Source organism: Promicromonospora sp. Populi, from assembly GCF_041081105.1.
GTDB lineage: Bacteria > Actinomycetota > Actinomycetes > Actinomycetales > Cellulomonadaceae > Promicromonospora.
Window position 1 is genome coordinate 3,830,052 of the sequence record NZ_CP163528.1, and the last position, 25,285, is coordinate 3,855,336.

Sequence of the window (25,285 nt, forward strand, 5' to 3'; positions counted from 1 at the left end):
CCGCCCCCCGCCGCGTCACCCCCGGGTGCCGCCGCGTGTCATACGGAGGTGCCGGGGGTGATCATCCGCCCTGTCAGGCGAAGCGGGACGCGCGCTCCACCACGCGGCCTGCGCCGCGGCCGGCGTCTGCCGTCGGGTCCCAGGTGTAGACCTCGGTGCCGGTGATGAAGACGCGCTCGGCGCGCGAGTCGGTGTCGAGCGGGTCGCCCGACCACAGCACGACGTCGCCGTCGAGCCCCTCCTTGATGGCGCCCACCCGGTCGCCCAGGCCGAGGAACGACGCCGGGTTGGACGTGATCGCGGCGAGCGCCGTCTCGCGAGGCAGCCCGTCGCGCGCCGCGAACGAGGCCTGGTGCACCAGGAAGTTGATCGGGATGACGGGGTGGTCGGTCGTGATCGCGACGCGCACGCCCGCGGCCGCCATCGCCGCGATGTTGCGGTTCGCGCGCTGCCGTACCTCGACCTTGGACCGCGAGACGAACATCGGGCCGTAGATGACGGGGATGTCCTTCTCGGCGAGGACATCGGCGATCAGGTGGCCCTCGGTGCCGTGGTTGATGACGAGGCGGTAGCCGAACTCCTCGGAGAGGCGGATCGCCGTGGCGATGTCGTCGGCGCGGTGCGTGTGCTGGTCCCAGGCGAGCTCGCCGGCCAGGACGCGAGCCAGCGTCTCCTTGCCGAGGTCACGCTCGAACGGCTTGCCCTCCTCGGCCGCGGCATCCCGCTTGGCGACGTAGTTCTGGGCGTCGACGAACGCCTGGCGGATCACGTTGGCGACACCCAGGCGGGTCGATGGGAGCTGCTTCTTGTCCCCGTAGACGCGCTTCGGGTTCTCGCCGAGCGCGCTCTTGACCGACACCGAGTCGCTGAGCACCTGCTCGTCGACCGTGCGGCCGCCCCAGGTCTTGATTGCGACGGTCTGGCCACCGATCGGGTTGCCCGAGCCCGGCTTGATGACCGCCGTCGTCACGCCGCCGGCGAGGGCGTCGCGGAAGCCCTCCTCGTCCACGTTGATGGCGTCGAGCGCGCGGAACGCGGACCCGTCGGGGTCGGTCATCTCGTTGGTGTCGTTGCCGGCCCACCCCTCGCCCTCCTCGTGCACGCCCAGGTGGCCGTGCCCCTCGACGAAGCCGGGCAGGAGCCACTTGCCCTGGGCGTTGATGGTCTCGGTCCCTTCAGGAACCGCGATGTTCTGCCCGACGGCGGTGATCACGCCGTCCTCGATCAGGACCGTCGCGTTCTCGATCGGGTCCCCGGCCACGGGGACCACGTAGGCGTTGGTGATGGCGATGCTGGAGCGGGTTGTCATGGGTACATCATTACCCGAGGTAATGAGATCTCCGGAACCCCCGCGGCTCAGCCGGACGACGCCGGGTTGGTCGCCTTGCCGTCCAGCCAGAGGGTGTCGGACTCGTCGCGATGCGTGCCAGAGGTGCCCACATGCTTGGTGCTTATCTGCGGCCCCTTGGTGATGACGTGGACCATGGCCATCCCGTGCCCCCGGCCCAGGCCGAAGTCCTCCTTGAGCCACTCGAGGATCGGGGCGGCTTTGGTGGACGCGTCGAAGCCGCGCTCCCCGGCGAGCTCGACGAGCTGTCGTGGCGTGTGCCCCGTCTTGTCCTCGACGGCGTCGAGGTAGGCCTGAAATGACATCGGTGGTCCCTTCACGATTTGGTGCCACGCCAGGTAGGCGCAGCGTTCTATCAGCACAGACGCCGTGGGTCGGCGGAACTCATCGTGGTTGACACGTACGTGACAAGTAGGCGCTCGCCGTCGGATACCGGCTCGCCGAGCTTCGCAAGCAGCGGCGTATGACGCAGCAGCAGGTTGCCGACCGGATGGGCGTCACCAAGTGCCGACGTCACAGGAACGTGCCGACCTCACCCAGACCGGCAAACTTCGCGCCCGTCCATAGACTCGAACCGTGGACTTCTACAACGCGTACGCCCACGGGTTCGCCCGGGTCGCGGCCTGCACCATCCCAGTCGCCGTCGCCGACCCCGCGGCCAACGCCGCGATGGTCCTGGACCAGGCGCGGCAGCTGCACGACGACGGCGTGGCCGTCGCGGTGTTCCCCGAGCTCTGCCTGAGCGGGTACGCGATCGACGACCTGCTCATGCAGGACACGCTGCTGGAGGCCGTCCTGGCGGCCCTCGCCGACATCAAGGCGGCGAGCGTGGAGATCACCACGGCGCTCGTCGTCGGGGCGCCGCTCCTGGTCGGCAGCCGCCTGCTGAACGCCGCCGTCGTGGTGCACTGCGGGCGGATCATCGGCGTCGCGCCCAAGTCCTACCTACCCAACTACCGCGAGTTCTACGAGAAGCGGCAGTTTGCCCCCGGCGACGACCACCGCGGCACCCTCACCCTGCTGGGCGAGGAGGTACCGCTCGGCCCCGACCTGATCTTCCGGGCCGACGACGTGCCCGGGCTCGCGTTCCACGTCGAGGTCTGCGAGGACATGTGGGTGCCAGTGCCGCCGAGCGCGCTGGCGGCGCTCGCGGGAGCGACGGTGCTGCTCAACCTGTCCGCGAGCCCGGTCACCGTGGCGCGCGCCGAGGACCGCCGGCTGATCGTGCGCAGCGGGAGCTACCGCTGCAACGCCGCCTACGTCTACACGGCCGCCGGCCAGGGCGAGTCGAGCACCGACCTGTCCTGGGACGGTCAGACCATGGTCTACGAGGCCGGCGACCTGCTCGGCGAGACCGAGCGGTTCCCCGACGGCGCACGCGCCACCGTGGTCGACGTCGACCTGGACCGCCTGCGCCAGGAGCGCCTGCGGCAGGGCACCTTTGACGACAACCGGCGCGGGCTGGGGATGACCGCGCCCGGCTCGAACGGTGAGGACGAGTTCCGGGAGGTCACGTTCAGCGTGCACCCCCCGCAGGGCGACATCGGCCTGCGCCGCAAGGTGGACCGGTTCCCGTTTGTGCCCGACGACGCCGAGCGCCTCGCCCAGGACTGCTACGAGGCCTACAACATCCAGGTCGCCGGGCTCGAACAGCGGCTACGCGCCATCGGGCAGCCGAAGGTGGTGATCGGGGTCAGCGGCGGCCTGGACTCGACGCACGCGCTGATCGTCGCGGCCAAGGCGATGGACCGGCTGGGCCGGCCGCGCACCGACGTCCACGCGTTCACGATGCCGGGCTTCGCCACGGGCAAGGAGACGAAGGACCGGGCGATCCGGCTCTCCGAGTCGCTGGGCGTGACGTTCCAGGAGCTCGACATCCGCCCCGCCGCCGAGCAGATGCTGCGCGACCTGGACCACCCGTACTCGGACGGCGCCAAGCAGTACGACGTCACGTTCGAGAACGTCCAGGCCGGGCTGCGCACGGACTACCTGTTCCGGCTCGCGAACCACCGCGGCGGCATAGTGCTCGGCACGGGCGACCTCTCGGAGCTGGCGCTCGGCTGGTGCACGTACGGCGTGGGCGATCAGATGTCGCACTACGCGGTCAACACGGGCGTGCCGAAGACGCTGATCCAGCACCTGATCCGGTGGACGATCGACAGCGGGCAGTTCGCGGCGGAGGCGGACAGCCCGGTGAACGCCGTGCTGACCGAGATCGTCGAGCAGGAGATCACACCCGAGCTGATTCCCACGGAGGAGGGCGAGACGCCGCAGTCCACGGAGGCGATGGTCGGCCCGTACGCCCTGCAGGACTTCACGCTGTTCCACGTGCTGCGCCGCGGCTACCGGCCGTCCAAGATCGCCTTCCTGGCCTGGCATGCCTGGCATGCGGTGGACGACGGCGAGTGGCCGCCCGGGTTCCCGCCGTCGGGCCGCAAGGAGTACGACCTGGCCACGATCCGGCGCTGGCTGGAGGTGTTCGTGCGGCGCTTCTTCGCCTCGCAGTTCAAGCGGTCGGCGCTGCCGAACGGCCCGAAGGTGTCAGCGGGCGGCACGATGTCGCCGCGCGGCGACTGGCGAATGCCCTCGGACGCGCAGGCGACAGCGTGGCTCACTGAGCTGGAAAACGTCCCCACCCCCTGACCCGTGTTGGTTGTGGGCGCGATCGTTGCGCCTAAAGAGGACATCCAGTCGCAACGATCCCGCCCACAACCAGGGCCGAGTAGGGTGCCGTCATGCCTGCCGCTTCCGTTGCCCTGGCTCGGTCCGGGAACCGTCGCCTCATCCGTGTGATCACCGTGTTCGCGGCGGTCCTGACCTTTGCGGCGCTGCTGCTGGTGGCCGGGCCCGCGAGCGCTCATGACCAGCTCCTGTCGTCCGACCCGAAGGACGGCGCGACGCTCGACGAGCAGCCGACGAGCATCACGCTCACGTTCAGTGCGGCCCCGCTCGACACGGGCATCGAGGTCGCCCTGGTCGGCCCGGACGGCACCACCGCGCAGGGCTACGGCATCCAGGTCGACGACGAGGTGGTGACCGCCCAGCTCGCCGAGGACCTGCCCGCCGGCAAGTACGACGTCGCGTGGCACGTGGTCTCGTCGGACGGCCATCCCATCGACGGCGAGCTCACCTACGTGGTGGAGGGTGAGCCCGAGCCGACGGCGGAGCCGAGCGAAGAGCCCGAGATGACCACGCAGGAGGCCAATCCCGTCGAGGAGGAGGCGACGCCGACCGCCGAGGCCACGGAGAGCGCGGCAGCGACCGAGCTCGCCGGCGACGGCAACGGCACGGGAGTCAGCGGGCTGGCCGTGACCGGCGGCATCCTCGCGGCGGTGCTGGTCGTGGTGGGTGTTGTGGTGATCATGCGCCGCAAGATCCTCGAGAACGACCGGTTGCGCCAGGCCAACGAGCCCGACGACCCGGACGCCGAGAAGCCCAATCAGAACCCGGACGGCAAGCCCCACGTCTGACCGCCTGACGGCGAACATGGCAGAACCTCAGGTCACCCTCGGGTGGCCTGAGGTTCTGCCACTTCAGGAGGGCATCACCACGGCGACGGGGCCGGCGGTGCCACGGCGGGCGGGGTGTCGTTGCAGCTGATGATGTTCGGCAGGTAGCGGCCTAGCCAGTTCGCGGGCCCGTCGCCCCAGGGCGTCATGGTCTGCCCGTCGTTGCCGCCCAGGTCGGTGAACGTGAACTCCGAGCCGTTCTCGAAGTCCCAGTTGAACGCCCCGCAGTTGTTGACCCCCGCCCAGCCGACGTTGCGCGCGTCGACGTTCTCGAACGACGCCGACCCTGCTGTCCGGGCGCTGACCACCGAGGTCCCCGCTCCGTCGACCCGGACGTCGCTGACCTGCAGCCCCTCGATCCGGTAGGCGTCCTTCACGCCGAACTCCGTGACGAGCATGATCGCGTTGTACGTGCTGTCGAGGTAGTGGTCGCCGGTGACGGTGATGTCCGCGTCGATGCTGCGGTCCAGCGCGTAGAACCAGATCGAGCCGAGGCCGATCCGCCAGTTCAGGTCGAGGCCGCCCGCGCGCACCGTCGTGTTGTCGCGGAACGTGAGCGTGCCCTCGAACGGCTCCGCGCCGAAGCGCGCGCCGGCATGCAGCCCCGAGCCCTCACGGACCGGGTCGGCGACGAGGTTGCCCTCGACGGTGACGTCACGGCCCCCGTAGATGGCTATGCCGTTCGCGAGCACCGGCGTCTGCACGGTGTTCTGAGCGAAGGTGTTGCCGCTGTTCTGGTCGACGTGCGCCCACATGGCCAGGGCGTCGTCGCCGGTGTTGCGGAAGAAGCTGTTCGTCACCGACGAGCCGGTCACGCCGCGGTGGAAGTTCACGCCGTCACCGATCTGGTCGGCCACGACGAGGTCCGAGACGTGCGTGTTCGACATCGGGCCGTCGAACCACAGGCCCACCTTGGTGCGGTGGATGTACAGGTCGGAGATGGTGGAGTCGCTCATCGCCCCGCCGACGCCGTTGACCTGGTCGGTGTCGATGCGCTCGCGGACGTCGCCGACGATCGCGAAACCGGACAGGTGCACGTCGGACGAGCCGCCGTCGTCGGCGTACCTTCCGTAGAAGCCGACGCCGGTGTGGACCGAGCCGTCGGGTGCCGGCTCGGCGAGCTCGACCTCGCGGCCGCGGACGATCGAGTGCCAGCTTCCCGCGCCCTTGATGGTGACGTCGTCGACCACCACGTGCCGATTGACCTGGAAGGTGCCCGCGGGGATCCACAGCGTGCGCTCGTGCGCGGAGGCCCAGTCGACGGCGCGCTGGAACGCGGCGCCGGAGTCGCGCCGGCCGGTGGGGTCGGCGCCGAACAACAGCACGCTCACGGCGCCGCGCGGCTTGGCTGCCGCCCGCCCGACGAGCTCGGTGTCGAGCAGGTCGATGGTCGTGAGGTCCGCCGTCGCGCCGCGGGGGACTGCCAGGCGCACGACGTCGCCGGCCTGGTACTTCTTGCCCAGCAGGAGGCGCTGCTCGTCGTAGAAGTGGCTGGGCCGGAACGGCTTGACGAGCCAGTCGGGTGTTGCGGTGCCTGGCACGCACCCGCACTCCGGGTACCACCAGTCGGGCTGCTGCAGGTCGGCCTGCGGGTCGTTGCTGAACGGGTACGCGTTGTACAGCCAGGCGTATTCCGAGGTCAGCGTCAAGGTGCGGGCCGGGCCGGCGGGCACGAGGCGGCTGCCGCGCTCGCGCAGCACCCGCACGTCGAGCGGTGACGTGATGCCGCCGCCCTCCGGGGCGTCGGGGATCGAGTAGCGCACCGTGATCGCGTCGGCGTCGGCGGGGAGCGTGAAATCGACGTACTCCCCCTCGGCGAGCTGCACGGCGGAGCGCCCCGAGGCCTCGGCCGCGAGCGTGTAGGCGTCGCGGCTCTCGGCGAGCACCGTGCCGGTCGTCGTAGCGTTCTCCGCCTCCTGCTCGAGGAACGGCACGTCCGCGCCGCGGCCGGTGACGAGCGCCGGGTCGAGCCCGGCGCGGGTGACGACCGGGTCGTCCGCCGCGTCGTCAGGACGCGCCGAGGCCGTAGCCGTTGTTGCGGTGGTGGTGATCAGGACGGCGGCCAGCACGCCGGCGGCGAGCCGCGCGTCGAGGGAGCGTCGGGATCTAGGCCGTCGGGATCTAGGGACTGCTGGGGTGGGACCAAGGCGTGTCATCGTCGACTCGGCTCTGTGGGCGGGCCGGCCAGGTGCCGGGCGACTGCGCTGCCGCATCCCGAGGGTAGGGCCCTGGACGGAGCGTGGGCAACCAGCCCATCGAGATTCTTCAGTCAGGCGTCGAGTTATTTCGTCGTCTACGCAAGCGGCTGCCCATCATGCGGATGGTCGCGGCGCCGGGCGGCCAGGACCGCCACCACCAGGGCGGGCACCAGCAGGGCTGCGCCTGCCGTGTTCACGGCCTCGAACCCGCCCCAGGCGAGCAGCGGGCCGGCGAGGGCCGCAGAACCCGCACCGAAGTAGTTCATCAGCGCGTCCGTCGCGCCCTGTAGCGGCAGCTTGACGTCCGGCTCCGCCACGGACGCCAGCACGGCCGACGACGCGATCACGCAGGCCGACCAGCCCAGCCCGAGCAGGACGAGCGCGACCGCCGTGAGCACCTCCGTGTCGAGGGCTGGACCGGCACTCCCGTGCCCGGCGTGCGCCCCGGTCTGCGCCCCGCCGTCGGGCACCAGTGCTGCCGCCGCGAAGCCCAGGGCGACCGCCGCGCCCTGCACCACAAGCCCGCCGGCGGCGACGCGTAGCGCGCCGAAGCGGTCGGCAAGCCACCCGAACACGGGGCTGAGCGCGAACATCCCCAGCACGTGCAGGCTGATCACGATGCCGACGAGCTGCAGCGACATCCCGCCGTGCTGCATGTGCACGGGGGTCATCACCATCACCATGATCATCACGCTGTGCGCCGCAGCGGTGGTCACCACGGCGAACCGTGCCCGCGGGTGTGCCCACGCCCACCGGAGCGCCGCGAGGGCTCCGGTGCGCTTCGGCGTGGCCCGCTTCGGCCCGGCGCGCTTCGCGCCGTCGGCCCGCCCGGTCTCCTGCCGGCCCACGGGGTCCCGGTAGAGAGCCGCCAGGAGCAGCCCGGCCAGCAGGTAGGCGATGACGGAGAAGAGATAGGGGCCGCCGAGGGCAGGCACGCCGAGCCCGCTGCCGACCACCGCGCCGGGCGCCGCGAGGTTGGGCCCCACCACCGAGCCGACGGTCGTGGACCACAGGACTATCGACATGGTCCGGGCCCGGGTGCCCGAACCGACGTTGTCGGCGGCCGCGTACCGGGACTGGAGGTTGGTCGCGTTCGCGACGCCGTAGAGCGTGAGCCCGACCAGCAGCACGACGAGCTGACCGAGCACCGCGGCGGTGACGATGAGCAGCGCGCCGGCCGTGGACAGGACGTAGCCGAGCGACAGCGCCCAGCGCCGTCCGCGAACCTGCGCGAGCGTCGCCAGCGGGATCGAGGCGACCGCCGCGGCGAGCACTCCCACGGCCTGGGCGAGGCCGGCCATGGACGTGCCGCCCAGGCTCTCGGCGAGCAGCGCGCCGACGGCGGCGCCGGACGCGACCCCGACACCGGCCAGCAGGTTGCTGAACACGAGCACAACCAGGTTGCGGCGCGTGTGCGGCGAGCTCTCCGGCGTCGGCGGGGCCGCTTCGGCGGGCACTTCGGCGGTGTTCACGGCACCCTCGACGGTGGCCGGGACCTCGGACGGCGGTTTCTCCACGATTTCCTCTCATTGGCGTAGCACTGCCGGAACGGTAGACCGCTATGGGTTGCGGAAGTCATCGGATAGTGCGCGGTGACACGGCGTTCGAGGGGCCTGCACCGTCGTCGTCCACAGGTTCGTACACAGGTTCGCGTGCGCCGTGAGCAGAAAGTTGCCCACGAATCGCCGTGGAAGTGCCTGTTCTCCGCGAATTCCTGCCGATCTGCTGGCAGTATGGGGCCTCGTCGTCGGGCGGGTACCGCCGCACGACGTGACCGATGAAGGGAACCGCATGTCGCTCAACAAGTCCGAGCTCGTCTCGGCCATCGCCAGCAAGGCTGAGATCAACAAGACCGAGGCCGAGGCCGCGCTCAACGCCTTCCAGGAGGTGCTGATCGAGTCGCTCGCCAAGGGTGAGGCCGTCAAGGTGACGGGCTTCCTCTCCGCCGAGCGCGTCGAGCGCGCCGCCCGCACGGGTCGTAACCCGCGCACTGGCGAGGAGATCTCGATCCCCGCGAACTTCGGTGTCAAGATCAGCGCCGGCTCGCTGCTGAAGAAGGCCGTCGCGAAGTGACGCTTCGCCGCTGAGTGTTTTACAGCGACGCGAAGGCCCGGTTCCTGAACAGGAACCGGGCCTTCGTACGGCTGGCCCCGCAGCCGGGGTTACAGGTCGCCCTTGCGTTCCAGGTAGCGCATCGCGATCCAGCCCATCGGGACCCGGCCCCAGTAGGTGCACAGGCGGTACAGGATGGTCGCGGAGAAGGCGATGGTGGCGGGCACCCCCGCGGCCGTCAGGCCGGCCGTCAGGGCACCCTCGACACCGCCGAGGCCACCCGGCGTCGGGATGAGCGCGCCGAGCGCGTTACCCACGAGGTTGACGAGGGCGATGTCGACCAGCGAGAGCGACTGCCCGAACGCCGTGAGGCAGCACCACAGGGCGACGATGTAACCGAGCGTCATGATGAGGTTTCCCGCCACACCGAGCGCCAGCCGGCCGGGGTGGCTCAGCATCTGGGCCAGCCGGGGCCACACCTGGCGCAGCCTCGGCGCGATGATCCCCATGCCCCACCGCCGCACCTTCGGCACCAGCAGCGTCGCGACGACGCCGAGCGCTACGCTCCCCAGCGCGATCAGGACCGCCGGCGACGGCAGCTCCACGAGCGCCCCGGACCCCGTGAAGATCGACAGGGCCACGAGCAGCAGCACCGTGACGACGAACTGCGACACCTGCACCAGCGCCACGGTGGCCACAGCCATGGACATCGTGACGCCGCGCTGGGTCAGCAGCCGCAGGTTGAGCGCGGCGGGCCCGATGCCCGCGGGGGCGGCGAGCGCGACGAACGAGCCCGCCGCGGCCGTGAGCGTGGCCCGCCCGAGCGGCACCCGCGTCGGGGAGAAGGCGACGAGCGTGAGGCCGGCGCCGAACCAGGTGAGCACGGCGAGCGCGAAGGCCACGGCCACCCACCACGGGTTGGCCTCCCGCACGGCCCGGGCGATCTCGTCGAAGTTGATGGTGGTGACGATGACGGCGACCGCGATGATCATCAGCGTCGTGGTCAGGACGGTGCGCGCGCTGAACCGGGAGATGCGCTGCGGCTGCACGCTGGCCTCGGGCAGACGCTCCACGAGCGCCCCGCGCAGCTCGCCCAGGAGGCCCTTCGCGCGCCGCACGTCCTCGCGGGTGGTCCGCGGCAGGGCGATCGACTGGATCAGGGGTCCGATGGCGGCGATGTCGGCGTCGGGCAGGGCACGGACCGCGGAGGCGACGGCGCGGCGGGGGCCGACCCGCAGCCCGATGAGCGTGAGCATCTGCACGAGGTCGAGCCGCCGGGACAGAGGCGACGACGCGATGTCGCCCTGCTCCCAGCCTGTGATCCACACGTGCGGGCTGCCGTCCGGGTCCCGGTGGGTGAGCAGCACGTCCTGGGTCAGCGCGCGGTGCGTCAGGCCGGCGTCGTGCGCCCGGCCGAGCTGCTTCCAGGCCTCGGCGAGGACGTCATCGTGCACCTGGTCGTCAGGCAGGTCGCGGAGCGAGACGGCGTGGGAGGCGTGCTCCAGGACCAGCGCTATCGAGTCGCCGAACTCGCCGATCCCCAGGAGCCGGGGCGTGCGGACGCCGGCGGCGGTTGCGGCATAGGACAGCAGCGCGGTGCGCTCGGCCACGGCCTTGAGCGAGATCGCGGCCCGGCCCTCGATCCCGCGCAGGCGCAGGGCCCGCCACAGCCGCGTGATCATGCCGACTACCTGCCGGTCGCCGTCGAGCACCACTACGTCGCGGCGGACGCCGTCGTCGCAGTACAGGGCGTACACGCGGTTGTCGCCGGCGCGGCTCAGGGCGCGCGCCACCGGGTCGTCCGGGACCAGGTCCGGGGAGCTGTCCGTGTGGCTGTCCGTGTGGCCGGCCGAGGTGTGCACCCGGGTGAGCGACATCGGCGCGAAGCCGGCACGCCGCACCGCCATCACCAGCTCGGGCCCGTAGGCCCGCTCGCTGCGGATGCCCGACACGTACTGCACTGCCGCGCCCGCGAGCCGGCCCAGCAGCAGCGCGACGAGCACACCCGGCAGCGACACCTGGCCCGTGATCAGCACGATCAGCAGGGCGGCGAACATCAGGTTCCACGAGATGCGCACCGTCCGACGCCGCGTGGCGGGCCCCGCGACGGTGAGCATCGCGGTCAGGGCAACGGCGTACTCGGGGATGGCCAGGACGTACCCGTTGCCGCGCTCCCACACCGACATGGTGCGCACGAGCTCGTCCGAGCCCAGGTTGCTGACCAGGATCGTGGTGAGGATGCCGATCAGCAGGCCGAGGGCGGCCGCCACGATGGACTCGACGATCTGCCGGCCGAGCCGGCGGACGCCCAGCTCGATCATCACGGCGACCGGGGCGAACATGCTGACCAGGCCCTGCAGTACCGCCACGGGGACGAACAGGATCGCGGCCAGCAGGTCGTTGAAGCTCCGGACGTCCTCCGTGACGCCCTCGGTGGTGCCGTGCGCCACGACCGACAGGACCAGGACGCCCGCGATGCCGACGGCGCACGCGATCATCCAGACCAGCGCGCGCGGGTGCCGGACACGGTCCTCGGGGGTGTCGACGACCCGGACGAGGGTTGGCGCGGCGGACTCGGTAGGAGGTACGTCGGAGACTTCGGCACCGGCGTCTGCCCGGTCGGTGCGCGAGTTGGACATACTCGCGATTCTAGGGCCGTTGGGGCTTACTTGACCGGAGGAGGGGGAATAATGCCTGGTATGTCCGGGGCGGGTCGGGGACGTCCCAGGTTTGGACCCGCGGGTTCTCAGCGGATACCGAGGGCCTCGCGCCACTCGGCGGGCACGAGGGCGTAACCCACGAAGGCCACCACGTCGAGCAGGGTGTGCGCGACGACGAGGGGCACGATGCGCCGTCGGCCCGCGGTCTGGAACCTGGGCGAGGTGTAGAACCACGAGAAGACGACGCCCATCACCACGTTGCCGAGGAACGGCCCGATGCCCTGGTACAGGTGGTACGACCCGCGCAGGAGCGAGCTGGCGACGATGAACTTCACGCGGTTCCAGCCGAGGTCCCGCGTGCGCTCGTACAGGTAGCCGACGGCGATGACCTCCTCCAGCAGGCCGTTCTGGAACGCGCTGAGCAGCAGCACCGGGATGGTCCACCAGTACGTGTCCAGGGCGCTCGCCTGGACCTCGACGGTGATGCCGAGCGCGCGGCCGAGCACGTAGAACGCGAGGCCCGGGATCCCGATGGCGGCGGCCAGCGCGAACCCCCAGCCGATGTCCCGGCCCGGACGGCTCCGGTCCAGGCCGAGACTGCGGACGGCGCTGCGGCCGGGCCCGCTGAGCAGGTACAGGGCCAGGGCCACCGGGACCAGTGCGAACCCGATGCTCAGCAGCTGGTAGACAAGATCGAGGTACGGGCGTTCGGACTGGCTCGCGTTGAGCGTGGCGGTCTGCTCGGCGAGTGGCGTGTCCGCGGTGAGGCGGGCGACGATGTTGACGAGTGCGTACACCGCTGACTGGCCCAGGCTGAGCCCGAGCACTATCCAGATCTCGGCGGCGACGCGACGCTTGGTAGGCACGGCCCCGTTATAGCAGCCCCTGCTGGGCGGGGCTCAGCCGCGGCGGGAGGCCCGCAGGACGAACGCCGTCAGGTCCGCGGACTGGGCCAGCCGCGACTCCCGGTGGATGTACATCATGTGGCCCGCCGGGTAGACGCGGGTCTCGATCCGCTCCCGGTACGACGCCGGCACCTGCATCTGGTCCAGGCTGTACTCGGTCGCCTCGACCGGGCATCCGCCGTCGTAGCGGCCCAGTGCGACGTAGACCTCCAGGTGCTCGTTGGTGATCATCGCCTCGGACAGCCGGTCGGCGACGTCGATGGCCTTGCCCTCGAACTCCTTGTACGACCACGGGTGCACGGCCGCCGACAGCGTCTCGTAGACGGCGTCGTGCCCGTACCCCAGCTCGCCGCGCACATAGTGCTGCAGCGCCGCCGAGTACGGGCCCGTGGTCGCGTTCATGAACGGGTCGTACGGCATCTGCTCCCGGATGTAGTTGTCGGCCGGCCCGGTGAACCGGGTGTCCAGCCGGCCGGTCACGAGGCGCCTGCTACGCAGCAGCTCGGCGTACACCCGGGTGTGCTCCAGCCGCAGGTTGGCGCGGTCGACGTAGTCCTCGTCCAGGCCGGACAGGCGGGCGACCGTCGCGACCACCTCGGCCCGTTCCTCGCCGGTGAGGCGGTTGCCGCGGGCCAGCGCGGCCCGGTACGTGTCGGTGTACGCGCGGGCCTCGCCGACGACGTCGTCCAGCGACCGCTCGCCGTGCAGCCCGTGGTAGTGCGCGGTGGCGGCGTAGACCGGCAGGAACAACGGGTCCGGCAGCGTGGAGAGCTCGGACTCGTAGAGCGTCTCCATGTTGAGCGCCGGGGCGACGAGCATCACGCCGTTGAGGAACATGCCGAACCGGGCCTGCAGATACTGGGCCAGGGCCGCGCCGCGCGTGCCCCCGTAGGACTCGCCGATGAGGAACTTGGGGCTCATCCACCGGTCGTTGCGGCTCGTCCACAGGCGGATGACCTCGCCGACGGACTCGATGTCGCCCGTGAACCCGTGGAACGGCGTGGCCTGCTCGCCCTCCGCTGCGCGCGAGAAACCGGTGGAGACCGGATCGATGAACACGAGGTCGGACACCCGCAGGAGGGTCTCGGGGTTGTCGACCAGCCCGTACGGCGGCGGGGTCAGGTTCCCGACGTCTCCGGTGTCGACGAGCCGCGGGCCCAGCAGGCCGAGGTGCAGGAACACGCTGGCGGCACCCGGGCCCCCGTTGAACGAGAACGTCACCGGGCGCTGCGTCACGTCCGCCTCGTCCAGCGTGTAGTACGTGATCGAGACCTCGGCCTTGACCTTGCGACCGTCGTACTTCTCGTCCTTGACGACCTCCTGGCGCAGCACGATCCGGCCGGTCGTAGCGGTGTACGCCAGGTCGCCGTCCGGGGTGTGCAGCGTGTGGTGGGTGGTGACGAGGTCGTCGACGGGCTCGGGCTTCTTCGCGGGGGTCCGGGCGCCGGGCGCCGGAGCTGTGGCCTCGGGCTGGTCGGTGCTGGTGTTCTTCTCGTCGGTCACGTCCGGAACCTATCGCGACCGGTGCCTGGAGCCCCAGATAAAAGGGGTTGCGCCGGGACCTTCAGTACCGGCAAACTAGTTTGTATTGCAAACCAGTTTGAGAGGCGAGGCACCCACCATGGCGAGCGACCCGACGTCGGACAGACCTGTGGAACCGAGCGAGCCCGCAGGGCTCAGCCCTGCTGAGACGCTGCGCCTGATCCGGGAGCAGCAGGAGGCGACCCGGGACGCCGTCGAACCTGACGGCCGCCTGCTGTTCGGCGTCTGGGGGATCGCCTGGCTCATCGGGTACCTGGCGATGTGGGTCAGCGCCCGCGACGCCGGCATCGCCGAGGGCTGGTCCGGCTGGGTGTTCGCCGGGTGCCTCGTCGGAGCCATGACGTTCACGATCGTGCACAGCATCACGCGGACCTCCGGCACCCGCGGCAAGAGCGCTCGGATCGGCGCCGTCTACGGGTGGACCTGGTTCCTCGCGTTCATGGCCTTCGGCGTCATGCTGGGCGCCATGGCCGACGCCGGTGCGTCGCCTCAGGTGATGGCGGTCGCCGCCAACGGGTTCGCCAGCCTGATCGTCGGCCTGATGTACATCGCCGGCGGCCTGCTGTTCGACGCCTACCAGATGTCCGCCGTCGGCGGCTGGATGCTGATCACCGCCGTGCTCGCCGCGTTCGCGGGCATGCCGAACACCTACCTCGTGATGGCCGCGGCGGGCGGCGGCGGATTCCTCGTCATGGCCGCGGTGGAGCAGGTGCTTCGCTCCCGACGACGATCGTCCGGTCCAGCCGCGCGGGCGCACGGTGGTGGGCCGGATGCCTGAGGAGCTCGACCCCGTCATCCATGCGCCCGCGCGCCTGCGCGTCGTCGCCTCGCTCGCCGCGATGGGCCGCGGCGACGAGGTGGCGTTCCCCAAGCTGCGCAAGCTGCTCGACATGACCGCCGGAAACCTCTCGACGCACGTACGCAAGCTCGAGGACGCCGGGTACGTGCGCGTCACCAAGACGCACGAGGGCCGCATGCCGGCCACGTACCTGGCCCTCACCGATACCGGCCGCACCGCGTTCGCGGACTACCAGGCGGCACTGATGGAACTGTTGAACGGAGCCCAGACATGAGTGCGGTGGAGGTCAGCGGGGTGACCAGACGCTTCGGCGACGTGGTGGCCCTCGACAACGTCTCGCTGGAGGTGGGGCACGGCGAGCTCGTGGGTCTGCTCGGCCCCAACGGGGCCGGCAAGTCCACGCTGCTGTCGCTGGTCAGCGGCCAGCGTCGGCCCGACGCCGGGGTGGTGCGGCTGAACGGGGGCGACCCGCGGGACGCCCGGACGCGCACCGTGCTCGGCCTGACCCCGCAGGAGACGGGGCTGCCCGCGACGCTGCGGGTGCGTGAGGTGGTCGACTTCGTGGGCGGCCACTACCCCGACGCGGTGCCGACCGACGAGCTGCTGGAGCAGTTCGGCCTCGCCGAGCTGGGCAAGCGCCAGACCGGCTCCCTGTCCGGCGGGCAGAAGCGGCGGTTGGCCGTCGCGATGTCGCTCGTGGGCCGGCCGCGGGTGGTGCTGCTCGACGAGCCCACCACGGGCCTCGACGTGTCCGGCCGCGCCGCGCTGTGGGACGCCATCCGCGCGTACCACGCCGACGGCGGCACGGTGCTGCTCACCTCGCACTACCTGGAGGAGGTCCAGGCGCTGGCCGAGCGGGTGGTCGTGATCGACCACGGGCTCGTGCTCGCCGACGCCTCGCTCGACACCATCCTCAGCCGCGTCGGCGTGCGCCGTGTGCAGCTGACTGACGCCGAGGGTGTCCGGCAGGAGCACCTCGTCCCCGACTCGGACGCCTTTGTGCGCGACCTCGTCGCGTCCGGCGTCGAGTTCCGCGACCTGGAGATCCGGGGCGCGTCCCTCGAAGAGGCGTTCGGACAGCTCGTCAACCGCGAGACCTCGGAAGGAGCCGTGCGATGAGCGCGACGACCCAGACCAAGCCGCAGACCCAGCCGCAGGCCCGGACCCAGCCGTTCCTGACGCTGTCCTGGCTGCACCTCAAGTACCAGTTCCTGGAGACCGTCCGGATCCCCATCGCGGTCATCGGGAACGTGCTCTTCCCGGCGCTGTCCATGTTCTTCTTCGTCGTGCCGCAGCGGGCGGTCGCGGGCAACCCCGAGTTCGCCACCACCGCCGTCGCCGCCCTCGGGCTGTTCGCCGTGTGCTCGGCCAGCCTGTTCACCTACGGCCTGGGCGTGGCCGAGGACCGGCAGCTGCCGTTCTACCCGTTCCTGCGCTCGATGCCCACCGGACCCGGGCCGCAGATGGTGGGGCGGGTGCTGAACGGCGGGATCTTCTCGCTGTTCGGCGTGCTGCCGCTGATCCTCATCGGCTGGCTGTTCACGGCGGCCACCGTGACCCCAGGCCAGCTCCTCGCAGGGATCGGGACGATCCTCGCGGTGTCGGTGCCGTTCGTGCTGCTCGGCATGGCCATCGGGTACGCGCTGTCGGCCAAGGCCGCGCTGCCCGTGGTGCAGATCATCCTGTTCCCGCTGGCGTTCGCGGGCGGGCTGTTCCTGCCGCCCCAGATGTTCCCGGGCTGGCTGGACGCGATCTCGCAGGCCACCCCCACTCGCGCCGGCCGTGACCTGCTGGTCCAGGCCACCACGGGCGTGGAGGCCTACGCCCTGGCGATCCCGGTCCTGGCCGCCTGGACAATCCTGTTCGCGGTCCTGTCGGTGCTCTCCTACCGCAACGACGAGGGCCGCCGCTTCCGCTGACCGTGGCCTGTCAAACATTCGACCCCTGCACACTGCACGACAGCCTCGGCGTGTCGTGTGCAGTGTGCAGGGGTCGAATGTTTTTGACCGTCCAGTCAGGACTGGACTATCGGGAGCATGCGGTTCGCCTGGCGGGCCGGGGCCTGGGCAGCAGACTCGGCTGCGACGGCGTTCTCGAGCACCTCGATGTCGGTCACGTCGTAGCCGGCCTCGTCCACGGCGTCGCGCAGGGGTGCCTCGGCGAGCGGCAGCTTGGAGATCACACGCACCAGCGAGGTCTCACCGGCGTGCAGCTCGATGCTCACGTCCTGGACGTCGGGCACGCTCCGTAGCTCGTTGGTCACGGCGGACACGCAGTGCCCGCAGGTCATACCGGTCACGGCGAGCTTCGTCACGGTGGTCATGTCATCTCCTCGGTTCACGGGTTTGGCCTTCAAACGATCACATCCGGACGAGGCGTGCGATCGCCTCGGACGCTTCCTTCACCTTGGCGGCGCCCTCGTCGTCCGACGCCTTTGCGGCGTCGACCACGCAGTGCCCCAGGTGATCCTCGACGAGCGCCAGGCTCACGGCCTGCAGTGCCTTGGTCACGGCGCTGACCTGGGTGAGCACGTCGATGCAGTACTCGTCCTCGTCGATCATCCGGGCAATACCGCGTACCTGCCCCTCGATGCGGCGCATCCGTTTCAGATAGCCCGGTTTGTCGGACGCGTAGCCGTGGGCTCCGTCGTGCGCGTGGTGGTCATGCTGCCCGTCAGCGACCTGGGCCGCCTCGGTGGTCTCAGTCGCCTTGGTCATGCGTCCCATCAGATACCCCTCGGGGGTAGTGAGTCAAGTGTCGAGGCCACCGGCCCGCCTGCCCGGCCCGTCAGCGCGTCAGGTTCCCGATGACGATCGAGACCACGGCCAGCGCCGCGAACAGCAGGAAGCCGTAGCGCCACCACAGGTTCAGCGTCAGCCGGTTGGGGGCGTCGAGGTGCATGGCCTCGTCGTCCGACAGCGGCCGCGTCGCCCAGCCGGCCTCCGTGGCGGTCGCCAGGCTGTACTTCAGGCCCCACGACAGCCGCAGGAACCAGAACAGGTGGAAGTACGAGTACTGCAGCACCAGGGCCCGCCCCGCGTCGAGCGGCGCCGTCTTGCTCTTGCTACCCCAGCCGAAAAAGACCATGTTCTTGTTCTTTCCCTCGTCTCTGACCACGCACACCGTGCGCGCGGCGACCAGAGTGTGACAGATGCACGGCCCGCCGTGGCTGGGTAGAACTCCCCGTGGTCAGGCGTGCGCTACGGCCTTGCCGCGGCGGCCGAGCGCGCCGCGTCCGGGAGCGCGTCGAGGATCCGGGACACCGCGGCGTCGTCGTGCGCGGCGGAGACGAACCAGGCCTCGAAGACCGACGGCGGCAGGTTGACCCCAGCCTCCAGCATCGTGTGGAACAGGGCGGTGTACCGGAAGGTCTCCTGCGCCTTGGCCTGCGCGTAGTCGTGCACGCCGGTCACGGCAGCCAGCGGGCCGAAGAACACCGAGAACAGCGACCCCGCGTGCTGCACGCGGTGCTCCACGCCCGCCGCGGTCAGGGCCTCCCCGACGGCGCTGGAGAGCACCCGCGAGACCTCGTTCACCCGGGAGTACACGGCGTCGTCGGCCAGCTGCAGCGTGGTCAGGCCCGAGGCGACCGCCACGGGGTTACCGGAAAGCGTGCCCGCCTGGTACACGGGCCCCAGCGGCGCCAGGTAGTCCATGATCGACGCCGCGCCGCCGAGCGCCGCCACCGGCATTCCGCCGCCGATGACCTTGCCGAACGTGAACAGGTCGGGCGTGTAGCCCTCGCCGCCGGCGGCCCGGATGGCGTCGTTCTCCAGCCCCCACCAGCCGGCCGGGCCCACGCGGAAACCTGTGAGCACCTCGTCCAGGACAAACAGCGCGCCGTGCGCCGCCGTGATCCGCCGCAGGCCCTCGTTGAAGCCCTCGGCTGGCGGCACCACGCCCATGTTCGCGGGCGCCGCCTCGGTGATGACCGCGGCGATCTCGGAGCCACGCTGCGCGAACGCCGTCTCGACGGCCGCGAGGTCGTTGTAGGGCAGCACCAGGGTCTCGGCCGCGGCGGCCTCGGTGACGCCCGCCGAACCCGGCAGCGCGAGCGTGGCCACACCCGAACCGGCCTCGGCCAGCAGCGCGTCCACGTGCCCGTGGTAGCAGCCGGCGAACTTGATGATCAGCGGCCGGCCGGTGAACCCGCGCGCCAGGCGGATCGCCGTCATCGTCGCCTCGGTGCCGGTGGACACCAGGCGGACACGCTCGGCGGCCGGCACCCGGCGTCGGATCTCCTCCGCGAGGTCGACCTCGCCGAGGGTCGGCGCGCCGAACGACAGGCCACGGCCGGCGGCCTCCTGCACGGCTGCGACGACGTCGGGGTGCGCATGGCCCAGCAGCGCCGGACCCCACGAGCAGACCAGGTCCACGTACTCGCGCCCCGCCACGTCGGTGACGTACGGGCCGCGCGCCGAGGCGAGGAACCGCGGGTCGCCGCCCACGCTCCCGTACGCGCGGACCGGCGAGTTCACCCCGCCCGGGATCGCGCGCTGCGCGCGCAGGAACGCCGCGTGGTTCGCTTCCGGAGCACGGCGCAGGGCCTGGGCCTCGACGGGTACCGGTTCGGTCACTTGATCCACTCCGCAATCTCCAGGGCCCAGTACGTCAGGATCACGTCCGCGCCCGCCCGCTTGATGCTCGTCACCGACTCCAGGACGGCCCGGTCCCGGTCGATCCAGCCGTTCGCGCCGGCCGCCTCGATCATCGCGTACTCGCCCGAGACCTGGTACGCGGCCACCGGCACGTCGCTCCGGTCGGCGACGGCGCGCAGCACGTCCAGGTAGGAACCTGCGGGCTTCACCATCACCATGTCGGCGCCCTCGGCGAGGTCCAGGTCGGCCTCGCGGAGTCCTTCCCGGCCGTTGGCGAAGTCCATCTGGTAGGTCTTGCGGTCGCCCTTGAGCTCCGAGTCGACGGCCTCCCGGAACGGGCCGAAGTACGCGCTCGCATACTTCGCGCTGTAGGCCAGGATGCTCGTGTCGATGAGGTCGGCGTCGTCCAGGGCGTCGCGGATCATCGCTACCTGGCCATCCATCATGCCCGACGGCGAGATCACGTCCGCGCCCGCTCTCGCCTGCGCCACCGCCATGGAGGCGTATCGGGCGAGGGTCGCGTCGTTGTCCACAGCCCCTGTGGACGTCAGCACGCCGCAGTGCCCGTGATCGGTGAACTCGTCCAGGCACGTGTCGGCCATCAGCACCGGAGTCGGGGCGCCCGGCGCGAGCCCCTCGTCGAGCACGGCGCGGGAGGCTCGCAGCGCCCGCTGCAGGATCCCGTCCGTGGCGTCGGCCTGCGAACCTGATCCGTCCTTGACCGTCGGGATGCCGAACAGCATGACGCCGCCCAGCCCCGCGTCCTTCGCGGCCCGTACCGCCTCGACCAGCGACTCCTCGGTGTGCTGCACCTGCCCGGGCATGCTCGTCAGCGGCGCGGGCTCGGCCAGCCCTTCCTTGACGAAGAGCGGCTGCACCAGGTCGGCCGGGTGCAGCCGGGTCTCGGCGACCAGGCGGCGCATGCCAGGTGTGGCGCGCAGCCGACGCGGTCGGTAGACGATCCCGCTGGAGCTCACTGTGATACCTCTCGATCTAGTTGGTCGTGCACAACCAAGGCAGTGGTGACGGCGTCGGCCAGGGCCGCGTCCGTCGGATTCTCGGCGATTGCCAGCACGGTGTGCCCGACGGCTCGTGCTGTGCCGGCCGACGGCTCCCCGATGGCCACAACGCGCTGCGGGCCCAGCTGGGCCGCGACCTGGCGGGCGGCCGAGCCGGAGGCGACCACCACGACGTCGTACAACCGCCGGAGCTCCGGGGGCAGCTCGCGGGCGACCGTCCGGTAGGCCGTGACGACGTCGACGACCCACCCCTTGGCTTCGAGGCCGGCGCGCAGCGTGCCGGAAGCGAGGTTCCCGAGCGGGAGCAGTACCCGGGGCGCGGTGTCGCGGTCGGCGCCCGTCGTGGGGACGCCTGGCGCGGCGGGGAACGCCTCGGCGAGCCCGGCGCCGGTCGCGACGGCAGCGACCAGGTCCACGGCGACACCGCGCTCGGTCAGTGCGCGCTGCGTCGCCGGTCCGACGGCGGCCCACCGGGCCGAGGCGACGGGGGCGTCCTGACCGGCCCCGAGCAGGGCGTCAACGGCGTTCACGCTGGTGAGCGCCACCCAGGCGTACGCGCCGACGGCGAGGCGGTCGCGGGCGGCGTCGAGCTCCGCCGGGTCCTCGACGGGCGCCCGCTCGATGACCGGTGCGGCGACCGGGTCGAGGCCGCGCTCGCGGAGCAGCGCGAGGAGTCCGGCGGCCCGCTCCGGGTCGCGGGCGACGAGTATGTCGGGTCGCCCGGCGGTTCCGGGAGCTTCGTTCGTTCCGGAGGTCCCGGCCGCAGGGGGGACCTGCTCGGTCACGCCTTCTCCGGGACCGTCGCGCTCAGCGGGGCGAGCCGCTCTGCGCCGTCGGCCAGCAGGTGCTCGGCGACCGAGGCGCCCAGCGCGCGGGCGGCGGCGTCGAGCACCTCGGGGGCGACGTCCGGGGAGAGCAGCGCCTCCGCGCTGCGCGACATCTGTTCCGAACCGTCCACGGCGGCCACCACGGCGCGCAGCGAGAGGACGGCGCCGGCCCCTTTGACAGCTCCAGGGCGCAACGTGGCAAACGCACCGACCGGGGCGGCGCAGCCGGCCTCCAGCCGGGCCAGCACGGAGCGCTCGGCGAGGACCGCGAGGCGGGTCGGCCGGTGGTCCAGCAGATGGATCGCCTCGGCCAGCTCGGGCACGCGAGCGGCGCTGCCGCCGTCGGACACGATGTCGGCCGTGCGCACCTCCACGGCGAGCGCGCCCTGCCCGGGTGCCGGGGAAACAACGTCGACGGCGAGCGTCTCGCTGATCACCTCGGTGCGGCCCAGGCGCGCGAGGCCCGCGTAGGCGAGCACAACGGCGTCGAGGTCGGCGTCGGGGCCGAGTGCCCGGTTGAGCCGGGTGCCGACGTTGCCTCGGATGTCGACGACGTCCAGGTCCGGCCGGGCGGCGCGGATCTGGGCTGCCCGTCGGGGCGACCCGGTGCCGACCTGTCCGCCGTGCGGGAGCGTCGCCAGGGTGAGCCCGTCGCGGGCGCACAGGGCGTCGCGCGGGTCCTCACGCTCGGGCGTCACGAAGGTGAGGCCGGGCGCGGGGGCGGTCGGTAGGTCTTTCAGGGAGTGGACGGCGACGTCGCAGCGGCCGTCGAGCAGCGCCTCGCGCAAAGCCGTCACGAAGACACCCGTGCCGCCGAGGGTCGCGAGGCTTCCCGTCCTCACGTCGCCCTCGGTCTTGATGTGCACCAGCTCGACCGGCCGACCGGTCAGCTCCTCCAGGCGCCTGGCCACCAGACCGCTCTGGGTGGTGGCGAGGGCGCTCGCACGCGTGCCGAGCCGGATCGGCACGGTGGCGCCCGGGTTTCCGGGGGTGCTGACGGACAGGGGGGTCGGGGTCACCAACCCAGTCTCCACCCGAACCCCCGCCGGGAGGAAACCATAAAGCGCCGGTGGACGGATCTCACAGGGTTGCTGGCGGGCTGTCAGAACGTTGCCGCAGTACCGGGCTCCCCGAGCCGTGCCGCCGTGCGCCGGGCGTGGCCGACGATCGCAGCGAGGCCCGTGCCCGCGATCCAGCCGCCCGTGACGTCGAGGCCCGGTTCGGCCAGGACGGCCGCCTCGAACTGCTGGATCGCGGCCCGGTAGGCCGGCGTCGGCGGAGGCAGGGCCCCGTCCCAGCGCTGGTGCAGGCTGTCCCGCACGCGGCCGGTCAGGTCGATGCCCAGCAGCGCCGACGCGTCGCGGGCGGCCTCCTCGGCGGTGGGCTCCGGCGTCGGCTCGCCGACGCGGCCGTAACTCAGTCGCACCACGTGCCATCCCGGCCCGACGGCGGCGCGCACCCGCCGGGCTAGCCACGGCCACTTGGCGGTCGCGTGGGTCAGTGCCTTGGCGCGTACGCCGTCCGGCACCGTGCGTACATGTCCAGACGTCGCGCGTACGTTGCCCGACGTCGTGCGCACATCGCCCCGCGCCGCGCCCGGGGCCACGAGCATCCCCGAGCCGCGCGGCGCCGCGTCCAGCTCGGGCGCCTCCAGGAGCAGCGTGACCAGGCGGATGTCCGCGCCGCGCTCGGGAGCAGGCGGCGGCGCCAGGCCCGGGGACGGCGCGGGCGCGAGTTCGGTCTCTTGCGCGCCCACTACGTCGAGATCGGTCGGTTGCACCGAGATCGGTCGGTTGATGGACCGATCTCGGTGCAACCGACCGATCTGGGCATCAGCGCCCAGCAAAGGACCGAACTCGGTGCGGGTGGCGAGCACCAGCCGCGGCGCGCGCAGGACGCGGCCGTCGTCGATGCGCACCAGCCAGCCGGCATCACCAACCTCGCGCTCGACGCCGACTACCCGCGTCCCCAGCCGGACGTCTAGCCGTTCCACCAGTGCGTCCACCAGCGCGTGGACCCCGCCGTCGATCCCGCGCACCGCCGAACCAGCGGGCGCCGCCGCCCGGAGCGACGCCACGGCCCGCGACAGCGAGCCGGTCCGCGTGTACGCGTCGAGCAGCCCGGGCGCGACGGCGGCGACGTCGAGCCGGTCGAGCGGCGCCGAGTGCACCCCGGCCGCGACCGGCGTGACCAGCCGGTCCGCCACCCGGGACCCGAGCCGCGACCGGGCGAACGTCCCGAGGTTGGCCGTGTCGACGAACCGCGCCGGCAGCAGCCGGTCCAGCGAGCCGCGCAGCACACCCGGCCAGCCGATCGCGCGCCGCACGTCCGCCGCCCACGGCCGCGAGGGGATGCCCAGCACCCCGGCGGCGGGCAGCGGGAACCCGCGCCCTGCCGCCCAGCCCCAGGCGGTCAGCCCGGCGGGCGCCTCGACGGTCAGCCCGAGCTCCTCGGCCAGCTGTTCGACGACGCCGCCGCGCACCGCGAACGACTCCGCGCCCAGGTCCACGGGAACGTCCGGCAGCGATCCGAACGCACCGCCCTGGATCGGCCCGCCGGCCCGGTCGGCCGCCTCCAGCACGACGACGCGCAACCCGCGCGCCGCGAGCGTGTGCGCCGCGACGAGCCCGCCGATCCCGGCCCCGACCACAACGGCGTCGGTCGCCTCGGCGTCCTCGCTCACGGGCACGGGAGGCCGCCGTCGGCTGCAGACGTCACAACGAGTGCACCAGCTCGACCACGCGCGTGAGCACCGTCGGGTCGGTCTCCGGCGGCACACCGTGGCCGAGGTTCACCACGTGACCCGGCGCCGCCAGCCCGCGGGAGACCACGTCCCGCACGTGCGCCTCCAGCACGTCCCACGGCGCGGCCAGCAGCGCGGGGTCGATGTTCCCCTGCAGGGGGACGCCGGGCAGCAGCTCCGCGGCCTCGTCGAGCGGCGTCCGGTAGTCGATGCCCACCGCGTGGTCCACCAGGCCCGCGGAGACCAGGACCGAGCGCATGGCGGGCAGCAGGTGCCCGGTGCCGGTACCGAAGTGGATGGCGGGCACGCCGGCGTCCGCGACGTGGGCCAGGGCCCGGGTCGACGACGGCGCTACCCGCGACGTGTAGTCCGCGAGCGAGAGCGACCCGGCCCAGGAGTCGAACAGCTGCACCGCGCTCGCTCCCGCCTCGACCTGCGCCCGGAGGAACGCCCCGGTGAGGTCCGCGGTCCACGTCACGAGCGCGTCCCACGTCGCGGGGTCGGCGTGCATCAGGGTGCGTGCGGCCAGGTGGTCGCGCGACGGCCGGCCCTCCACGAGGTACGCGGCGAGCGTGAACGGCGCCCCGCCGAACCCGACGAGCGGCGTGGACCCCAGCTCCGCGACCGTCAGGGCAACGGCCTCCCGGATCGGGTCGAGAGCAGCGGAGTCCAGGGTGCGGGACGTGAGCCGGGCGACGTCGTCGGCGGTGCGGTACGGCTGGTCCATCACGGGACCCACGCCGGCCGCGATGTCGACGCCGACCCCGGCCAGCTTGAGCGGCACCACGATGTCGGAGAAGAAGACGGCGGCGTCGACCCCGTGCCGCCGGACGGGCTGGAGGGTGATCTCGGCCGCAAGATCGGGCCGCAGGCAGGCCTCCAGCATCCCGGTGCCCTTGCGTACCTCGCGGTACTCGGGCAGGGAGCGGCCGGCCTGGCGCATGAACCAGACAGGCGTGCGGGCAGGACGTTCACCCCTCAGGGCCTGCACCAGGGGTGCGGCAGAGGTCCGCCCGTCGGCGAGCGGATGAGCAGGGGTGATCGTGGTGGACTTCACGCTTACCGATTCTGCCCTGCCGGGCCGG

The 25,285-nt window shown here is 71.8% G+C and carries 23 protein-coding genes; 7 read left to right on the forward strand and 16 right to left on the reverse strand.

Features of this window, described 5'->3' with window-relative positions; translation table 11 throughout:
* Positions 1-73: 73 nt before the first annotated feature.
* Together AB1046_RS17320 and AB1046_RS17325 are read right to left on the reverse strand one after the other, a co-directional pair.
* Entirely contained in the window at positions 74-1,309 is a 1,236-nt protein-coding gene (locus tag AB1046_RS17320) for an amidohydrolase (RefSeq protein WP_369370539.1), read from the reverse strand.
* 47 nt (positions 1,310-1,356) lie between these two features.
* Positions 1,357-1,653, reverse strand: a complete 297-nt coding sequence (locus tag AB1046_RS17325) for a DUF4287 domain-containing protein (protein WP_369370540.1) — start codon at positions 1,651-1,653, stop codon at positions 1,357-1,359.
* Positions 1,654-1,924: 271 nt separating this feature from the next.
* Here AB1046_RS17325 and AB1046_RS17330 point away from each other — a divergent pair, with 271 nt between their 5' ends.
* Positions 1,925-3,991, forward strand: a complete 2,067-nt coding sequence (locus tag AB1046_RS17330; RefSeq protein ID WP_369370541.1) for an NAD(+) synthase — start codon at positions 1,925-1,927, stop codon at positions 3,989-3,991.
* Between the two features lie 92 nt (positions 3,992-4,083).
* Positions 4,084-4,818, forward strand: a complete 735-nt coding sequence (locus AB1046_RS17335; protein WP_369370542.1) for a copper resistance protein CopC — start codon at positions 4,084-4,086, stop codon at positions 4,816-4,818.
* Positions 4,819-4,892: 74 nt separating this feature from the next.
* Here the strand turns inward: AB1046_RS17335 and AB1046_RS17340 are convergent, their stop codons facing one another.
* Together AB1046_RS17340 and AB1046_RS17345 are read right to left on the reverse strand one after the other, a co-directional pair.
* Positions 4,893-7,013 (reverse strand): glycosyl hydrolase family 28-related protein, encoded by a 2,121-nt coding sequence (locus AB1046_RS17340; RefSeq protein ID WP_369370543.1) that lies wholly within the window; start codon positions 7,011-7,013, stop codon positions 4,893-4,895.
* A 137-nt stretch (positions 7,014-7,150) separates the two neighbouring features.
* A complete protein-coding gene (locus tag AB1046_RS17345; protein WP_369370544.1) occupies positions 7,151-8,572 on the reverse strand; it encodes an MFS transporter in 1,422 nt (473 codons plus the stop codon).
* Between the two features lie 274 nt (positions 8,573-8,846).
* Between AB1046_RS17345 and AB1046_RS17350 the strand changes: the two genes are divergently transcribed.
* Positions 8,847-9,128 carry an HU family DNA-binding protein gene (locus AB1046_RS17350; protein ID WP_020015632.1) on the forward strand — a complete coding sequence of 94 codons (282 nt, stop codon included), beginning with the start codon at positions 8,847-8,849 and terminating at the stop codon, positions 9,126-9,128.
* Positions 9,129-9,217: 89 nt separating this feature from the next.
* On the opposite strand, the gene AB1046_RS17355 is transcribed toward AB1046_RS17350, so the two are convergent.
* The 3 genes from AB1046_RS17355 to AB1046_RS17365 form a co-directional block, all read right to left on the reverse strand.
* Positions 9,218-11,746: a flippase-like domain-containing protein gene (locus tag AB1046_RS17355; protein ID WP_369370545.1), complete on the reverse strand. Its 2,529-nt coding sequence runs from the start codon at positions 11,744-11,746 to the stop codon at positions 9,218-9,220.
* A gap of 107 nt (positions 11,747-11,853) precedes the next feature.
* Positions 11,854-12,633, reverse strand: coding sequence for a CPBP family intramembrane glutamic endopeptidase (locus tag AB1046_RS17360; protein ID WP_369370546.1), 780 nt, complete (start codon positions 12,631-12,633; stop codon positions 11,854-11,856).
* Between the two features lie 33 nt (positions 12,634-12,666).
* Positions 12,667-14,175, reverse strand: a complete 1,509-nt coding sequence (locus AB1046_RS17365) for a S10 family peptidase (RefSeq protein ID WP_369370547.1) — start codon at positions 14,173-14,175, stop codon at positions 12,667-12,669.
* A 118-nt stretch (positions 14,176-14,293) separates the two neighbouring features.
* Here AB1046_RS17365 and AB1046_RS17370 point away from each other — a divergent pair, with 118 nt between their 5' ends.
* The 4 genes from AB1046_RS17370 to AB1046_RS17385 are packed head-to-tail and all read left to right on the forward strand — an operon-like array spanning position 14,294 to position 16,932.
* Positions 14,294-14,992: a hypothetical protein gene (locus AB1046_RS17370; RefSeq protein ID WP_369370548.1), complete on the forward strand. Its 699-nt coding sequence runs from the start codon at positions 14,294-14,296 to the stop codon at positions 14,990-14,992.
* Positions 14,985-15,287 (forward strand): transcriptional regulator, encoded by a 303-nt coding sequence (locus AB1046_RS17375; RefSeq protein WP_369370549.1) that lies wholly within the window; start codon positions 14,985-14,987, stop codon positions 15,285-15,287. Before AB1046_RS17370 ends, AB1046_RS17375 begins: the two co-directional genes overlap by 8 nt.
* A complete protein-coding gene (locus AB1046_RS17380; RefSeq protein WP_369370550.1) occupies positions 15,284-16,132 on the forward strand; it encodes an ABC transporter ATP-binding protein in 849 nt (282 codons plus the stop codon). The genes AB1046_RS17375 and AB1046_RS17380 overlap by 4 nt, the downstream gene beginning before the upstream one ends.
* Positions 16,129-16,932: an ABC transporter permease gene (locus AB1046_RS17385; RefSeq protein WP_369370551.1), complete on the forward strand. Its 804-nt coding sequence runs from the start codon at positions 16,129-16,131 to the stop codon at positions 16,930-16,932. The genes AB1046_RS17380 and AB1046_RS17385 overlap by 4 nt, the downstream gene beginning before the upstream one ends.
* 95 nt (positions 16,933-17,027) lie before the next feature.
* Here the strand turns inward: AB1046_RS17385 and AB1046_RS17390 are convergent, their stop codons facing one another.
* From AB1046_RS17390 to hemE, 9 genes are all read right to left on the reverse strand, one after another.
* On the reverse strand, positions 17,028-17,336 hold the full coding sequence (locus tag AB1046_RS17390; protein WP_369370552.1) for a heavy-metal-associated domain-containing protein: 309 nt from the start codon (positions 17,334-17,336) through the stop codon (positions 17,028-17,030).
* Positions 17,337-17,373: 37 nt separating this feature from the next.
* Entirely contained in the window at positions 17,374-17,730 is a 357-nt protein-coding gene (locus AB1046_RS17395) for a metal-sensitive transcriptional regulator (RefSeq protein WP_369370553.1), read from the reverse strand.
* A 70-nt stretch (positions 17,731-17,800) separates the two neighbouring features.
* Positions 17,801-18,100: a hypothetical protein gene (locus AB1046_RS17400; RefSeq protein WP_369370554.1), complete on the reverse strand. Its 300-nt coding sequence runs from the start codon at positions 18,098-18,100 to the stop codon at positions 17,801-17,803.
* 113 nt (positions 18,101-18,213) lie between these two features.
* The gene (gene hemL, locus AB1046_RS17405) at positions 18,214-19,590 is read right to left on the reverse strand and encodes a glutamate-1-semialdehyde 2,1-aminomutase (RefSeq protein ID WP_369370555.1); all 1,377 of its coding nucleotides are present in this window, start codon (positions 19,588-19,590) and stop codon (positions 18,214-18,216) included.
* Positions 19,587-20,594 carry a porphobilinogen synthase gene (gene hemB, locus AB1046_RS17410; RefSeq protein WP_369375748.1) on the reverse strand — a complete coding sequence of 336 codons (1,008 nt, stop codon included), beginning with the start codon at positions 20,592-20,594 and terminating at the stop codon, positions 19,587-19,589. Before hemB ends, hemL begins: the two co-directional genes overlap by 4 nt.
* Positions 20,585-21,415: a uroporphyrinogen-III synthase gene (locus AB1046_RS17415; protein WP_369370556.1), complete on the reverse strand. Its 831-nt coding sequence runs from the start codon at positions 21,413-21,415 to the stop codon at positions 20,585-20,587. The genes hemB and AB1046_RS17415 overlap by 10 nt, the downstream gene beginning before the upstream one ends.
* Complete coding sequence (gene hemC, locus AB1046_RS17420; protein WP_369375750.1) at positions 21,412-22,425, reverse strand: hydroxymethylbilane synthase; 1,014 nt, start codon at positions 22,423-22,425, stop codon at positions 21,412-21,414. Before hemC ends, AB1046_RS17415 begins: the two co-directional genes overlap by 4 nt.
* Positions 22,426-22,559: 134 nt before the next feature.
* Positions 22,560-24,146 (reverse strand): NAD(P)/FAD-dependent oxidoreductase, encoded by a 1,587-nt coding sequence (locus AB1046_RS17425; protein ID WP_369370557.1) that lies wholly within the window; start codon positions 24,144-24,146, stop codon positions 22,560-22,562.
* A 25-nt stretch (positions 24,147-24,171) separates the two neighbouring features.
* Positions 24,172-25,257: a uroporphyrinogen decarboxylase gene (gene hemE, locus AB1046_RS17430; RefSeq protein ID WP_369370558.1), complete on the reverse strand. Its 1,086-nt coding sequence runs from the start codon at positions 25,255-25,257 to the stop codon at positions 24,172-24,174.
* Positions 25,258-25,285 lie beyond the last annotated feature (28 nt).

Excerpts from the sequence above, each read along its gene's own strand:
- AB1046_RS17320 (WP_369370539.1), bottom strand. The coding sequence starts at position 1,309 with ATGACAACCCGCTCCAGCATCGCCATCACCAACGCCTACGTGGTCCCC.
- AB1046_RS17325 (WP_369370540.1), bottom strand. The coding sequence starts at position 1,653 with ATGTCATTTCAGGCCTACCTCGACGCCGTCGAGGACAAGACGGGGCAC.
- AB1046_RS17335 (WP_369370542.1), top strand. The coding sequence starts at position 4,084 with ATGCCTGCCGCTTCCGTTGCCCTGGCTCGGTCCGGGAACCGTCGCCTC.
- AB1046_RS17340 (WP_369370543.1), bottom strand. The coding sequence starts at position 7,013 with ATGACACGCCTTGGTCCCACCCCAGCAGTCCCTAGATCCCGACGGCCT.
- AB1046_RS17350 (WP_020015632.1), top strand. The coding sequence starts at position 8,847 with ATGTCGCTCAACAAGTCCGAGCTCGTCTCGGCCATCGCCAGCAAGGCT.
- AB1046_RS17355 (WP_369370545.1), bottom strand. The coding sequence starts at position 11,746 with ATGTCCAACTCGCGCACCGACCGGGCAGACGCCGGTGCCGAAGTCTCC.
- AB1046_RS17370 (WP_369370548.1), top strand. The coding sequence starts at position 14,294 with ATGGCGAGCGACCCGACGTCGGACAGACCTGTGGAACCGAGCGAGCCC.
- AB1046_RS17375 (WP_369370549.1), top strand. The coding sequence starts at position 14,985 with ATGCCTGAGGAGCTCGACCCCGTCATCCATGCGCCCGCGCGCCTGCGC.
- AB1046_RS17380 (WP_369370550.1), top strand. The coding sequence starts at position 15,284 with ATGAGTGCGGTGGAGGTCAGCGGGGTGACCAGACGCTTCGGCGACGTG.
- AB1046_RS17385 (WP_369370551.1), top strand. The coding sequence starts at position 16,129 with ATGAGCGCGACGACCCAGACCAAGCCGCAGACCCAGCCGCAGGCCCGG.
- AB1046_RS17390 (WP_369370552.1), bottom strand. The coding sequence starts at position 17,336 with ATGACCACCGTGACGAAGCTCGCCGTGACCGGTATGACCTGCGGGCAC.
- AB1046_RS17395 (WP_369370553.1), bottom strand. The coding sequence starts at position 17,730 with ATGACCAAGGCGACTGAGACCACCGAGGCGGCCCAGGTCGCTGACGGG.
- AB1046_RS17400 (WP_369370554.1), bottom strand. The coding sequence starts at position 18,100 with ATGGTCTTTTTCGGCTGGGGTAGCAAGAGCAAGACGGCGCCGCTCGAC.